At 64.0% G+C, this 13,687-nt stretch carries 11 protein-coding genes; 10 read left to right on the forward strand and 1 reads right to left on the reverse strand.

Going from position 1 to position 13,687, the window contains the following annotated elements; translation table 11 throughout:
- The first annotated feature begins 68 nt into the window (after positions 1–68).
- From FDP25_RS03595 to FDP25_RS03625, 7 genes are all read left to right on the forward strand, one after another.
- The gene (locus tag FDP25_RS03595) at positions 69–539 is read left to right on the forward strand and encodes a TRAP transporter small permease (protein WP_154149015.1); all 471 of its coding nucleotides are present in this window, start codon (positions 69–71) and stop codon (positions 537–539) included.
- Positions 536–1,834, forward strand: a complete 1,299-nt coding sequence (locus FDP25_RS03600; RefSeq protein ID WP_154149017.1) for a TRAP transporter large permease — start codon at positions 536–538, stop codon at positions 1,832–1,834. The genes FDP25_RS03595 and FDP25_RS03600 overlap by 4 nt, the downstream gene beginning before the upstream one ends.
- 46 nt (positions 1,835–1,880) lie before the next feature.
- A complete protein-coding gene (gene dctP, locus FDP25_RS03605; RefSeq protein ID WP_154149019.1) occupies positions 1,881–2,873 on the forward strand; it encodes a TRAP transporter substrate-binding protein DctP in 993 nt (330 codons plus the stop codon).
- A 147-nt stretch (positions 2,874–3,020) separates the two neighbouring features.
- Positions 3,021–4,118, forward strand: coding sequence for an NAD(P)/FAD-dependent oxidoreductase (locus FDP25_RS03610; RefSeq protein WP_154149021.1), 1,098 nt, complete (start codon positions 3,021–3,023; stop codon positions 4,116–4,118).
- The gene (locus FDP25_RS03615) at positions 4,099–4,398 is read left to right on the forward strand and encodes a 2Fe-2S iron-sulfur cluster-binding protein (protein WP_343031948.1); all 300 of its coding nucleotides are present in this window, start codon (positions 4,099–4,101) and stop codon (positions 4,396–4,398) included. The genes FDP25_RS03610 and FDP25_RS03615 overlap by 20 nt, the downstream gene beginning before the upstream one ends.
- The gene (locus FDP25_RS03620) at positions 4,388–5,776 is read left to right on the forward strand and encodes an FAD/NAD(P)-dependent oxidoreductase (RefSeq protein ID WP_154149025.1); all 1,389 of its coding nucleotides are present in this window, start codon (positions 4,388–4,390) and stop codon (positions 5,774–5,776) included. Before FDP25_RS03615 ends, FDP25_RS03620 begins: the two co-directional genes overlap by 11 nt.
- A gap of 23 nt (positions 5,777–5,799) precedes the next feature.
- Positions 5,800–6,141 (forward strand): RidA family protein, encoded by a 342-nt coding sequence (locus FDP25_RS03625; RefSeq protein WP_154149026.1) that lies wholly within the window; start codon positions 5,800–5,802, stop codon positions 6,139–6,141.
- A gap of 142 nt (positions 6,142–6,283) precedes the next feature.
- Here the strand turns inward: FDP25_RS03625 and dnaE are convergent, their stop codons facing one another.
- Positions 6,284–9,784, reverse strand: a complete 3,501-nt coding sequence (dnaE, locus tag FDP25_RS03630; protein WP_154149028.1) for a DNA polymerase III subunit alpha — start codon at positions 9,782–9,784, stop codon at positions 6,284–6,286.
- Between the two features lie 176 nt (positions 9,785–9,960).
- On the opposite strand from dnaE, the gene FDP25_RS03635 reads away from it, so the two are divergent.
- The 3 genes from FDP25_RS03635 (at position 9,961) to FDP25_RS03645 (ending at position 13,646) form a co-directional block, all read left to right on the forward strand.
- On the forward strand, positions 9,961–11,478 hold the full coding sequence (locus FDP25_RS03635; protein WP_343031949.1) for an ABC transporter ATP-binding protein: 1,518 nt from the start codon (positions 9,961–9,963) through the stop codon (positions 11,476–11,478).
- Between the two features lie 165 nt (positions 11,479–11,643).
- Positions 11,644–12,726, forward strand: coding sequence for an ABC transporter permease (locus tag FDP25_RS03640; RefSeq protein ID WP_154149033.1), 1,083 nt, complete (start codon positions 11,644–11,646; stop codon positions 12,724–12,726).
- On the forward strand, positions 12,726–13,646 hold the full coding sequence (locus FDP25_RS03645) for an ABC transporter permease (protein ID WP_154149035.1): 921 nt from the start codon (positions 12,726–12,728) through the stop codon (positions 13,644–13,646). The genes FDP25_RS03640 and FDP25_RS03645 overlap by 1 nt, the downstream gene beginning before the upstream one ends.
- Positions 13,647–13,687: the final 41 nt, after the last annotated feature.

Consider the following 13,687-nt stretch of genomic DNA (forward strand, 5'->3'; position numbering starts at 1 on the left):
TACCCCCTCCCCCGTCAAGCTAGTCCAAATCCAATCGACACCGCGACTCGTCGATCCAAGGGGGGACAATGGACACTTTCGCCAAATACCTGCTGACGGCGCTGATCTGCATCGTGGCCCTTGGCCAATTCGTGCAGGTCATCACCCGCTACGTGTTGCAAGTGCCGGTCATGGGGCTTGAGGAAACCATGCTCTACCCCACGCTCTGGCTTTACATCCTCGGCGCCGTGAACGCCTCGCGCGAAGATACCCACATCCGCGCCAACGTGCTTGAGATTGCCATCAAAACCCAGCGCGGCCACACCATCCTTGCCATCGTCGGCGAGGTGATCAGCCTCGTCGTCGGCCTCTGGTTGCTGACCTGGGCCTGGGATTTCACGCAATACGCATGGCGGGTGTGGAAAGAAAGCCCGACACTCTACATCCCCACCTTCTATTCCGATGTGGCACTGGTCGCCGGTCTGGCCCTGATGATGGTCTATACCGCCACCCACCTTCTGCGCCACATCAAGGCCCTCAGCACCGGAGGCGACCAATGATCGAGATAGCCCTTCTCGCCATCGCCATTCTGGTGATCACCCTGACATTGGGCGTGCCGCTGCCCTACTGCTTCGGCGCGGCGCTCATGGTGATGTATTTCATCGGTGACGTGACCATGAAGGGCATGATGCTCTGGGGGTTCCAGCAATTGGGCAACCCGGTGCTTCTGGCCATCCCGCTTTTCGTGCTGGCCGGCACCATCATGTCGGCCAGCGGCATCGCCGCCTCGCTTTTGAACTTCGTCAATGCCTTCATCGGCCATATCCGCGGCGGGCTGGGCGTTGTGGCGGCTGTCTCCTGCGCGGTCATCGGGGCGATCTCGGGCTCGGGCCTCACCGGCATCGCCGCCATTGGCCCGCTCCTGATCCCGGAAATGGAAAAACGCGGCTACCCGCGCGAATACGCCACCGCGCTTATCGCCAACTCCTCGATCCTCGGCCTGCTGATTCCACCTTCTGTCACCATGATCGTCTACGGCTGGGTCACCGATACCTCGATCCTCGCCTGCTTTCTGGCCACGCTGGGGCCGGGCCTGTTGATCATGTTCAACTTCTCGGTGGTGAATCTCTGGATGAGCCGCAAGTTCGACCTGATCCTCGACGACACCCCCAGCTTTTCGGAATTCACCTCGAACGTCGCCAGTAAAGGCTTCAACGCCACGCCGGCGCTGCTCATGCCGATCATCATCCTTGGCGGCATCTACGGCGGCATCATGACCCCGACCGAGGCCGCCGCGATCTCGGTGATCTACGCCCTGCCCGTCGGTTTCTTCATCTACCGCGGGCTGAAATGGGGCACCTTCCTTGAGGCCGGCAAAGAGGCCGCAACGGCGGTGGGCGCGATCATGCTGATGATCCTGTTCTCCATGATCCTCAGCCAGATGTTCGTCTACGAGGCGATCCCCCAGAAAATGGTCAGCGCCATCTTCTCGGTCACCGAAAACAAGGTCCTGTTGCTGATCTTCATCAACATCCTGCTGTTTCTGGTGGGCATGGTGGTCAACGACGTGACCGCCATCATCCTGATTGCCCCGCTGCTCTTGCCGCTGATGCAGGCGATCGGTGTCTCGCCGGTGCAATTCGCCGCCATCATGGGCGTCAACACCGCGATGGGCGGCGTCACTCCGCCCTATGCCTCGATCCTCTATCTCGGCGCGCGCATCGGCAACGTGAAGGTCACCAAGGTGATCCCGCCCGCCATGATCCTGATCCTCACGGGCTATGTGCCCGTGGTCTTCCTCACCTCTCTTTGGCCGGACCTGTCGCTCTTCTTGCCAGCGCTCTTCGGCTACTGACCCCGCTCACCAAAAGCACATCCAATCCAACGGAGGAGATCCAAGAATGAAACGCTTTATGACAACCACCGCCGCCGTGGCCCTGATGACGCTGGCCAGCGCCGCCAATGCCGCCGACTTCAAGATGAGCCACGTACGCCCACAGGACGCCACCATCGACAAGGAACTGCGCGCCTTTTCCGAAACCGTGGCCGACGCCACCGATGGCGACGTGATGATCAACATCTTCCCGGCCTCGGCCTTGGGCGATTACACCACCGTGCAGGAACGCATCAGCGTGGGCGCAATCGAAATGGCCACCCAACCGGCCGCCACCGGCGCCGACCGCAAAATGCAAATCAGCTCCTTCCCCTTCCTCGCCAACAGCTGGGACGAGGCCCGCGCGATCTATGGCCCCGACGGCCCCGTGCGCGACGTCATGGCCGAACTTTACGCCAAGCAGGACATCACCATGCTGGCCGCCTACCCGGTCTACTTCGGGGGCATCTCGCTCAACACCGATCCGGTGAACCCCGGCGACCCCTCGCAGTCGAACGGCATCAAGGTCCGCGTGCCGGGTATCAAAAGCTTCCAGTTGACGGGTGAGGCCTTGGGCTACATCCCCTCGCCCATTCCCTTCTCCGAAGCCTTCACCGCCATTCAGACCGGCGTTGTCGACGGCGTCATCGGTTCGGGCGCGGAGGGCTACTATGCCTCCTTCCGTGACGTGACCAAGGCCTATATCCCCGCCAACACCCACTTCGAGGTCTGGTACATGATCGCCTCGAACGAGGCGCTGGCCGGGTTGGACGAGGACGACAAACAAGCCCTGATGGAGGCCGCGTCCGAGTTCGAAGCCACCCGCTGGACCGTGGCCGAAGAAGACCAGGGCAAATGGGAACAACGTCTGGCCGACGAACTGGGCGCCACCGTGGTCTCCCTCACCGACGAAGAGCGCGCCGCCATGGCCGCCAAGGTCCGCGCCGAAGTCTGGCCCGAGGTCCTCAAGGACGTGGGCGAGGACTGGGGCCAAGGCATCCTCGACCAGATCGGCAAATAAGCCGCTCTCGCCTGCGTTTCGTACGAAACTTTTTCCGGCACCCCGGATTTTCGTACGAAACGCGCCCTTCTCCCGTACGACTCGTACGATCCTCCGGGGCGGCGTTCGCCGCCGCCCCGCGCCTTGAACCCACCCTCGGAGGACCCGATGCAAGCGGATTACGCGATCATAGGCGGCGGCGTTGTCGGCCTCTCCGTGGCTTGGGGACTTCTGAAAAAAGGCCGCAAAGTCATAGTGTTAGATGGCGATGACGGCTCGTTCCGGGCCAGCCGAGGCAATTTCGGGCTGGTCTGGGTGCAATCCAAGGGCATGAACCAACCCCGCTACGCCCAATGGTCACAAACCTCCGCCGCCCTCTGGTCCGACTTCGCCAATGAGCTTTCCGACAACACCGGCAAGGGTCTGGGCCTTGAACAAAAGGGCGGTTACGACCTGCATTTTTCCGAAGACAGCTTGGAAGAAACGGTCGCTAAGTACAATGAATTAAAGGAAAAACTGGGCGGCGATTACCCGTTCGAGGTGCTGGGGCACAACGCCCTGCGCCGCGAGGAACCGGCCATCGGCCCCAAGGTCGTGGGCGCGATTCTTCACCACCAAGACGGCCACGCCAACCCTCTGCAACTCCTGCGCGCGCTGGCCCAAGACACCCGCCGCATGGGCGGCGAGGTGCTGACCGGCAAGCAGGTGACCGATGTTGAAAAACCGGGGCAAACCTTTGTTGTCACCTGCGCCGATGGCACCCGCGTCGAGGCGCAAAAAGTCATTCTTTCCGCGGGCTTAGGGGCCATATCCCTTGGCCCCAAACTGGGCTTCAAAGCGCCCATCCGCCCGCAACGCGGCCAGGTCTTGATCACCGAAAAACTGCCCAAGATGATCAACCGCCCCTCCCTCATCGCCCGCCAGGTCGACGAAGGCGGCATCCAGATCGGCGCCACCAACGAAGAGGTCGATTTCGACGATCACGTCACCCAACCGGGCCTCTCATCCCTCGCCGCCCAAGCCATCGCCGCCTACCCCGATCTGGCCCGCGCGCAGCTTGTCCGAAGCTGGGGGGCGCTGCGGGTTCTGTCGCCCGACGGCCTGCCGATTTACCAAGAAAGTCCCACCATGTCAGGGGCTTACCTTGTGACCTGTCACAGCGGCATCACCCTTGCAGCCGCCCACGCCCGGCATTTGCCCGACTGGCTGGAAGGCCATGCCGAGGCCCCGAATCTGGAGGTATTCAGTGAAGACCGCTTCGTTTGAAACCCTGTCCGAAAGCCGCGCCGAGGTGCCTGTCACCTTCGCCGGGCAAGAGCTCATGTTACCCGAAGGCGCCAACCTCGCTGCCGCCCTGCTCGCCGCTGGCATCACCACCTTCCGTCACACCCCGACCTCCGGCGCGCCGCGCGCCCCCTTTTGCATGATGGGCGCCTGCTTCGACTGCGTGGTCGAGGTGGATGGCATCACGCGACAAGCCTGCATGCTCACCGTCACGGAAGGCCTGACCATCAGCATGCCGCAGGAGGGCGCCGATGGATCATGATCTTGCCATCCTCGGCGCGGGCCCCGCAGGCCTTGCCGCCGCGCGCACCGCTGCGGAATGCGGTTTGAGCGTTGTTTTACTGGACGAACAGTCCACTCCGGGCGGGCAAATCTACCGCGATGTGGATCGCGTCGCCCCCCTGCGCGGCGACATTTTGGGGCAGGATTACACCGAAGGCCGCACCCTCACCCAAAGCCTCACCACACCCGGCATCACCCATATCACCGGGGCCACCGTCTGGGCCATCGAGGAGGGGCAGCGTATCTCCTACACCCGCGAGGGGCGCGGCGCGCAACTCAGCGCCGGGCATATCCTCATCGCCACCGGCGCGCTGGAACGCCCCATGCCCCTGCCCGGCTGGACCCTGCCGGGGGTGATGACGGCGGGTGCCGCGCAAATCCTGCTCAAGCAATCGGGCACCCTGGCCCGGCGCGCGGTGCTGGTGGGGTGTGGCCCGCTGCTCTACCTCATCGGCGCGCAAATGCTGCGCGCGGGCACCCCGCCACTGGCCTTGGTGGAAACCCAAACAAGGGGTGACAGCCTGCGGGCCCTTCGCCATGCACCGGGAATACTCCGCGGCTGGCGCTATGCCCTCAAGGGGTTGAAAATGCTGGCAGACTTGCGCCGTGCAGGCGTGCCGCGCCACACGGCGGCCCATGACATCCGCATCACCGGCACAGACCGCGCCGAGGGGGTAGAGTTCACCGCCAAGGGCCAGACCCGAACCATCGCCTGCGACACCGTCTTGCTGCACCATGGCGTCACGCCCAACACCCAAGCGGCCCGCTCCATCGACATCCCCCACCACTGGGACGCTCGGCAAGCCTGCTATCAACCGCAAACCGACGCATGGGGCGGCACGACCCTACCTACAGTGCATATCGCCGGCGACGGCGCGGGCATCGGCGGGGCCAAGGCAGCGTCCCTCGCGGGCCAGATTGCCGCCCTCGACATCGCCCACCACGCGGGACGCCTGCCCATTGGTGACCGCGACCTGAAGGCCCGCCCGCTCTTGCGCCGCCTCTCTGCCGAACGCGCCCCCCGCGCCTTTCTCGATACCGCCTACCCGCCCTTCGCCCAAGCCCTCACCCCCGACGACAGCACCATCGTCTGCCGCTGCGAGGAAGTCACCGCAGGCGACATTCGCCGCTTTGCCACCATGGGCTGCAATGGCCCCAATCAGGCCAAGGCCTTTGGCCGCGCCGGGATGGGCCCCTGCCAAGGCCGCTATTGCGGGCTGACGGTTTCGGCGCTACTGGCCACGGCCAACGGGCAAGACATGGACGAGACCGGCTATTACCGCATCCGTCCACCGCTCAAACCCGTCACCCTTGGCGAACTGGCCGCGATGGACACGGCTCAGGACGCCGCCGAATAACCGAAGGTAAAAGGACGCACCCCATGATCGAACGCATCGACACCGCCACCCGCATGAGCAAGATCGTCAAGCACAACGGCGTGGCCTACCTCTGCGGCCAAGTGGGCGACGGCGACTCCGTGGCCGAGCAAACCCGCGATTGCCTGTCGCGTGTCGATGCCCTGCTGGAAAAGGCCGGCACCTCGCGCGACCGTATCCTGCAGGCCATCGTCTGGATTTCCGACATGAAATACTTCGCCGAGATGAACGAGGTCTGGGATGCATGGGTGCCCGAAGGCCACGCCCCCGCCCGCGCCTGCGGCGAGGCGAAACTGGCCCGCGATGTGCTCAAGGTCGAAGTGATCGTCACCGCCGCTTGCGACTAAGCCTTCAAACCATGCACCAAGTGGCCGCCGTCGGATTTGGGTATTTTTGCCAAGAAAAAACCACACCCGCTTTTTCTTGGCTTAAATACCCCATGTCCGTTGGCTCAGGCCGGGTGCGCCGCCAAGGCATGAGGCGCCTGCGCTAAAACTCCTCGACCGTGACCACCCCGGTCAGGCTTTTGATCGCGCCCTTGATCTGCGGGTTGACGGGAAACTCGTCGCCCGCGTCGATCTCGACCTCGCCGGGCAAGCCCTGCGCCATCAGGCAAAACTGCACCGGCCCGCGCGCACCCTTGGCGGCATCTTGGGCGTTCTGCAAAAGCTGCGCGACGGATGTGATGGCGCTTTCCGTGTCCACGAAAATCCGCAGGCCCATGGTGCCCGCATCGGCGACCACGCCATCGATGGGCGAGACCGACCGGCCCAGAAGCTTCAACTGATCGCTTTCCATCGTCGCCTCGGCGGTGACCACCACCTGTGAGCCTGTCTCCAGAAACTCGCGCGATTTTTCCAAGGTTTCGGAAAACAGCGTGATCTCGTAGCCCCCCGTCGTGTCGGACAGTTGCGCAAAGGCGAAACGGTTGCCGCGCGCCGATTTGCGTTCCTGCCGTCCGGCCACGACCCCCGCCATCTTGACCACCACCGCGCCCTTTTGTTCGGCCAGTGCGGTGACCTCATCCAGCGTCTTCACGTCCTTGCGCTTGAGCGCACCCATGTAATCATCCAGCGGATGCCCCGAGAGGTAAAAGCCCACCGCCTTGAACTCCTCGGTCAGCCGTTCGGCGGGCAACCAATCCTGTACCGGGCTCAGGCGCGGTTCGGGCAGGTCATCGCCCGCCTCGCCAAACAAGGACACCTGGTTCGAGTTCTTCTGTTCGTGAATGGCCGCCGAGTAATTCGTCAGCGCCTCGATACTGTCAAAGACGCGGCGGCGGTTGGTATCCAGCTCGTCAAAGCCACCCGCGCGCGCCAGCATCTCCAAGGGCCGCTTGCCGATCTTCTTCAAATCCACCCGGCGGGCAAAGTCATACAACGTGGCAAAGGGTTTCTCACCGCGCCCTTCCACGATCAGGCGCATCGCCTCGACGCCCACGTTCTTCAAGGCGCCCAGCGCATAGTGCAGTACGCCGCCCTTCACCTTGAACACCGCGTCCGAGCGGTTCACGCAGGGCGGCGCATAGGGCAGCTTCAGCCCCTTCTTCACCTCTTCGAAATAGATGGCCAGCTTGTCGGTGAGGTGAATATCGCAGTTCATCACCCCGGCCATGAACTCTACCGGGTGGTTGGCCTTGAGCCACGCGGTTTGATAGGACACCACCGCATAGGCCGCCGCGTGCGATTTGTTGAAACCGTAGTTGGCGAATTTCTCAAGCAGGTCAAAGACCTCCTTCGCCTTGGCCTCGTCCACGCCGTTTTCCATGGCGCCCTTTGTGAACTTGGGCCGCTCGGCGTCCATCGCCTCCTTGATCTTCTTGCCCATGGCGCGGCGCAACAGGTCGGCGCCGCCCAGGCTGTAGCCCGCCATGACCTGCGCGATCTGCATCACCTGTTCCTGGTAGACGATGATCCCTTGGGTTTCCTCAAGGATATAGTCGATCAGCGGATGCACCGATGAAATCTCGCGCAGCCCGTTCTTCACCTCGCAATAGGTGGGGATGTTTTCCATCGGCCCGGGCCGGTAAAGCGCCACGAGCGCCACGATATCCTCGATACAGGTGGGCTTCATGCGTTTGAGGGCATCCATCATGCCCGAACTTTCCACCTGGAACACCGCCACCGTCTTGGCCCGGGCATAAAGCTCATAGGTCTTTTCGTCATCCAGCGGGATTTGCCCGATGTCGTTCTCGGCCCCCTCGAAGGGCTCGTAAATCGTGCTGCCGTCCTGCGCGATATGCAAATCGCGCCCCTCGTTATGGATCTGCTCAATCGCATTCTGAATGACGGTCAGGGTTTTCAGGCCGAGAAAGTCGAACTTCACAAGCCCCGCCTGCTCCACCCATTTCATGTTGAACTGCGTGGCGGGCATGTCGGATCGTGGGTCTTGGTAAAGCGGCACCAGCTCATCCAGGGGCCGGTCGCCGATCACCACCCCGGCGGCGTGGGTCGAGGCATTGCGCAACAGCCCCTCCACCTGCATGCCGTATTTGAGCAAGCGGTCCACCACCTCTTCGCTGCGCGCCTCCTCGCGCAGGCGGTCTTCCTGTTTCAGGGCCTGTTCGATGCTGACGGGTTTCACACCCTCCACCGGGATCATCTTCGACAGGCGGTCCACCTGCCCATAAGGCATCTGCAAGACCCGGCCAATGTCACGCACCGCGGCCTTGGACAGCAAAGCGCCGAAGGTGATGATCTGCCCCACCTTGTCGCGGCCATACTTCTCTTGCACGTAATGGATCACCTCCTCGCGGCGATCCATGCAGAAGTCGATATCGAAGTCGGGCATGGAAACCCGTTCGGGGTTCAAAAACCGCTCGAACAGCAGGCTATAGCGCAGCGGGTCGAGGTCGGTGATCGTCAGGGCATAGGCCACGAGAGACCCCGCGCCCGAGCCCCGCCCCGGCCCCACCGGGATGTCATGCTCCTTGGCCCATTTGATGAAATCCGCAACGATCAGGAAATACCCCGGGAATCCCATCCCCTCGATGATGTCCAGCTCAAAGTCCAGCCGCTTGTGATAGTCCTCGACGCTGGTGGCATGCGGAATCACGGCCAGACGCGCCTCAAGCCCCTCCTTGGCCTGACGGCGCAACTCCTCCACCTCGTCATCGGCGAATTTCGGCAGGATCGGATCGCGCCGGTAGGTGCCAAAGGCGCAGCGCTTGGCAATTTCAACGGTGTTCTCGATCGCCTCCGGCAGATCGGCAAACAGCGTCGCCATCTCGCCCGGCGTCTTGAAATAATGCTGTGGCGTCAACCGGCGGCGCGGCTCGGATTGATCCACATAGGCGCCATCGGCCACGCACAGCATGGCATCATGCGCCTCGTACATCTTCTCAGCCGGGAAATAGACATCGTTCGTCGCGACAAGCGGCAGTTCCATGGCATAGGCCATCTCGATGAAACCTCGCTCCGTCAGACGCTCGGCCTCGGGCGCGCCGTCTTCCCCCGGATGACGCTGCAACTCCACATAAAGCCTGTCCCCGAAGGCCGCCTTCAGCCGCTCCATCAGGGCCTGCGCCGCGGGCCGCTGACCGGCCTGCAACAGCCGCCCCACCGGCCCGTCCGGCCCGCCCGTCAGGCAGATGACAGACCCGGCATAGCGCTCCAACTCCTCGACCGTGACATGCGCCAACTGCCCGTCGCCACGCAGGTAGAGGCAGGAATTGAGCTTCATCAGGTGCTCATAGCCTTCCTCGTTCTGCGCCAACAAAACCACCGGCGCGGGGGCTTTCGGCCGCTCACCGGGTTGCACCTGCACATATTCCACATCCACCTGGCAGCCCATGATCGGCTGCACACCGGCACCCTGCGCCGTCACGGAAAATTCCAAAGCCGCGAACATGTTGTTGGTGTCGGTCACCGCCACGGCGGGCATCCCCGCCGCCTCGCACAGGCCGGGCAGCTTTTTCAGCCGCACCGCCCCTTCCAGAAGCGAATACTCGGTATGGACGCGAAGATGGATGAATCGGGGGTCACTGCTCATTCTTGGACATTAGCCCGAGCCGCGCGCGGGCAAAAGAGGCCAGCGCATGAGCTGCCGAAAAACCGGGCATTCCTTTCCGTCATGCGTGGAAAAGCGTCACAGCCCCATTGCCCATGGCCCCGCCCCTGCGATATTGGGTGGCAACCCTGCTCAAGACACCATCGGAATATCGCCGCGTGACCACGAACTTGCTTACCATCTCGGGACTGACCAAGGCCTATCCCGGGGTCGTGGCAAACGATGACGTATCTTTCGACATTGCACCGGGCGAGGTACACGCGCTTCTGGGTGAAAACGGCGCGGGCAAATCCACGCTGGTCAAGATGATCTATGGCCTCGTGAAACCCGACAGCGGCCGAATGACCCTGCACGGCAAACCCTTCAGCCCGCCTGAGCCGCGCGCAGCCCGCGCCGCTGGCGTCGCCATGGTGTTCCAGCATTTCTCGCTGTTCGATGCGCTCAGCGTGGCCGAGAACGTGGCACTGGGAATGGAAAACCCGCCCCGCCTGCGTGACCTTTCGGGGCAAATCCGCCGCGTGTCGGAAACCTATGGCCTGCCGCTCGATCCGCACCGCATGGTGGGCGACCTGTCCGCCGGCGAACGGCAACGGGTGGAAATCATCCGCTGCCTGTTGCAGGACCCCCGCCTTCTGATCATGGATGAACCCACCTCGGTGCTGACCCCGCAAGAGGTGGACATCCTGTTCGAGACCCTGCGCAAGCTCACTGCCGAAGGGGTGGCGATCCTCTATATCTCGCACAAGCTGGAAGAGATTCGCGCGCTTTGCGACCGCGCCACCATCCTGCGGCAGGGGCGCAACGTGGGCACTTGCATTCCACGCGACACCTCGGCGCGCGACATGGCGCAGATGATGGTCGGCAGCAGCTTCGAGGCTCCCATCCGCGAGGGGCGCACGCCCGGCGCGGTGGCGCTGGATGTCACGGGGCTGTCCCTGCCCGCGCCCTCGGCCTTCGGCACGCCGCTGCGCAACATCCACCTTGCCGTGCGCGAGGGGGAAATCCTCGGCATCGGCGGCGTGGCGGGCAACGGTCAGGACGAATTGCTGGCCGCGCTCTCGGGTGAGGCGCGCAGCCCCGCCCGCTCGATCACCCTGCGCGACCACCCCATTGGCCGGCTCGGCCCCACGGCACGGCGCCGCATGGGGCTTCTGACCGCCCCCGAGGAACGGCTGGGCCACGCCGCCGCCCCGGACATGAGCCTGACGGAAAACGCCCTGCTCACCGGGGCCGACCGTGAAAACCTGCTGAGCCGCGGTTTCATCCGCTGGCCCGCCGCCCGTGCCTTCGCCACCCGCGTGATCGACCGTTTCGACGTGCGCACACCGGGGCCCGACACCGCCGCGCGCGCCCTTTCGGGCGGCAACCTGCAAAAATTCGTCATCGGCCGCGAGGTGCTGCAACGCCCCGAGGTTCTCGTCGTCAACCAGCCTACATGGGGCGTCGATGCCGCCGCCGCCGCCGCGATCCGGCAAGCCCTGCTGGACCTCGCCGCCCACGGCAGCGCCATCCTCTGCATCAGCCAGGACCTCGACGAACTGATGGAAATCTCCGACCGCTTCGCCGCCCTCAACGAAGGCCGCCTCTCCGAGGCCCGCCCCGCGCAAGACCTGAGCATCGAGGAAATCGGCCTGATGATGGGCGGCGCGCATGGCATGGAGGTGGCACATGGCTGATCCCTTGCACCAAAGATTTCATGCCTCCGGCGGGGGTATTTTTGCCAAGAAAAAGCCGACGTTCCTGGTTTTTTCTTGGGTCAAATACCCCGGGGGAGGCGTTGAAAGCCGCAGGGTTTCAACGTCGGGGGCAGCGCCCCCATTCCACGGCCGCGAGGCGCACCCATGCTGAAACTCGAAAAGCGCCCCCAGCCCTCGCGCCTCTGGACATGGGCGGCGCCGCTTCTGGCGGTCGTGCTCACCATGCTTCTGGGCGGGGCGATGTTCGCCGCCCTCGGCAAAGACCCGATTGAGGCGATCGCGACGATCTTCTGGCAGCCGCTTTTCGGGGAACATGCCTTTTATTACCGCCCGCAGCTTCTGGTCAAAGGTGCGCCGCTGGTGCTCATCGCCACCGGCCTCGCGCTGGGCTTCCGGGCGGGCATCTGGAACATCGGCGCCGAGGGGCAATATATCATCGGTGCGCTGACCGGCGCCGCCGTGGGGCTTGCCTTCTACCCGCTGGAGGCGTGGTATGTCTTTCCGCTGATGATCATCGCGGGCGCGCTCGGTGGCTGGCTCTGGGCGATGATCCCGGCGCTGCTCAGGGTGCAGTTCGGCACCAATGAAATTCTCGTTTCGCTGATGCTGGTCTATGTGGCCGAACAACTGCTGGCCGCCATGGCGCTCGGGCCGATGAAAAACCCCGATGGCTACGGCTTTCCCGGCAGCCGCAATTTCCAGGAATACCCGGCGGCCCATAACGCCGAGATTTTCGCCGGCACCGGCATGCATTGGGGGGTCGTCGCGGCCATCATCGCGGTGATCTTCGCCTATATCCTGCTGGGCCGGCACATCCTCGGCTACCAGATTCGCCTGACCGGACAGGCCCCGCGCGCCGCGCGGTTCGCCGGTGTCTCGCCGGCGCGCCTCGTGCTCGTGTGCCTCGGCACCTCCGGCGCGCTGGCCGGTCTGGCGGGCATGTTCGAGGTCTCCGGCCCCTCCGGGCAGGTCAGCATCGATTTCAACGTGGGCTACGGGTTCACCGCCATCATCGTCGCCTTCCTCGGGCGGTTGCACCCGGTGGGCATCGCGCTGGCGGGCCTCTTGATGGCGCTCACCTACATCGGCGGCGAGATCGCGCAATCCAGCCTCGGGTTGCCGGCCGCCGCGATCCAGATGTTCCAGGGCATGTTGCTTTTCGTCCTGCTGGCGGTGGACCTTCTGACCAACTACCGCATCCGGTTCAAATCGGCGGAGGTGGCCTGATGGATCTCGGCTCGATCAACCCTGTCCTGCTGCTGGCCTCGCTCATGGTGGCGGCCACCCCGATCCTGATCGCCGCTCTTGGCGAACTGGTGGTGGAGCGCGCGGGGGTGCTGAACCTCGGGGTCGAGGGGATGATGATCACCGGCGCGATCTGCGGCTTTGCCGCGGCGGTGGGCACCGGCTCGCCCGTACTGGGCTTCATCGCCGCCGCCGCGGGCGGCGCCGGCCTGTCACTGCTCTTTGCCTTCCTCACCCAGTTCGCGCTGGCCAACCAGGTGGCCTCGGGCCTTGCCCTCACCCTTTTCGGCCTCGGCATGAGCGCGCTTTTGGGCCAAGGCTATCAAGGGATCAAACCGCCCCCCACCGACAAGCTGGACATCCCCCTGCTTGCCGACATCCCCGCCCTCGGGCCGATCCTGTTCAACCATGACATCATGGTCTATTTCGGCCTCGCCCTCTGCGCCGCGGTCTGGGCCATGCTGAAGTACAGCCGCGCGGGCCTGATCCTGCGGGCCGTGGGCGAAAACCACGACGCCGCGCATGCGCTTGGTTACAAGGTGGTGCGCGTGCGGGTGCTGGCCATCATGTTCGGCGGCGCCTGCGCGGGCCTTGGCGGGGCCTACATCAGCCTGATCCGCGTGCCGCAATGGACCGAAGGCATGACCGCCGGGGCGGGCTGGATCGCGCTGGCACTGGTGGTCTTCGCAAGCTGGAAAGCGGGCCGCGTCCTTCTGGGGGCATGGCTCTTCGGCGGGGTCACGGTGCTGCAACTCAACCTGCAAGCCGCCGGAAGCGCCCTGCCTGTCGAATACCTGTCGATGTCGCCCTACTTGATCACCATCCTCGTGCTGGTCATCATGTCGGCCGATAAATCCCGCGCGCCCGCCTCGCTGGGCCGCATCTTCCGCGCCTCGCAATGAGGCCGTGACACACAGAAACCGAAACGAACCAACCACCTGGG

The organism is Roseovarius bejariae (assembly GCF_009669325.1).
GTDB classification, from domain to species: Bacteria; Pseudomonadota; Alphaproteobacteria; order Rhodobacterales; family Rhodobacteraceae; genus Roseovarius; species Roseovarius bejariae.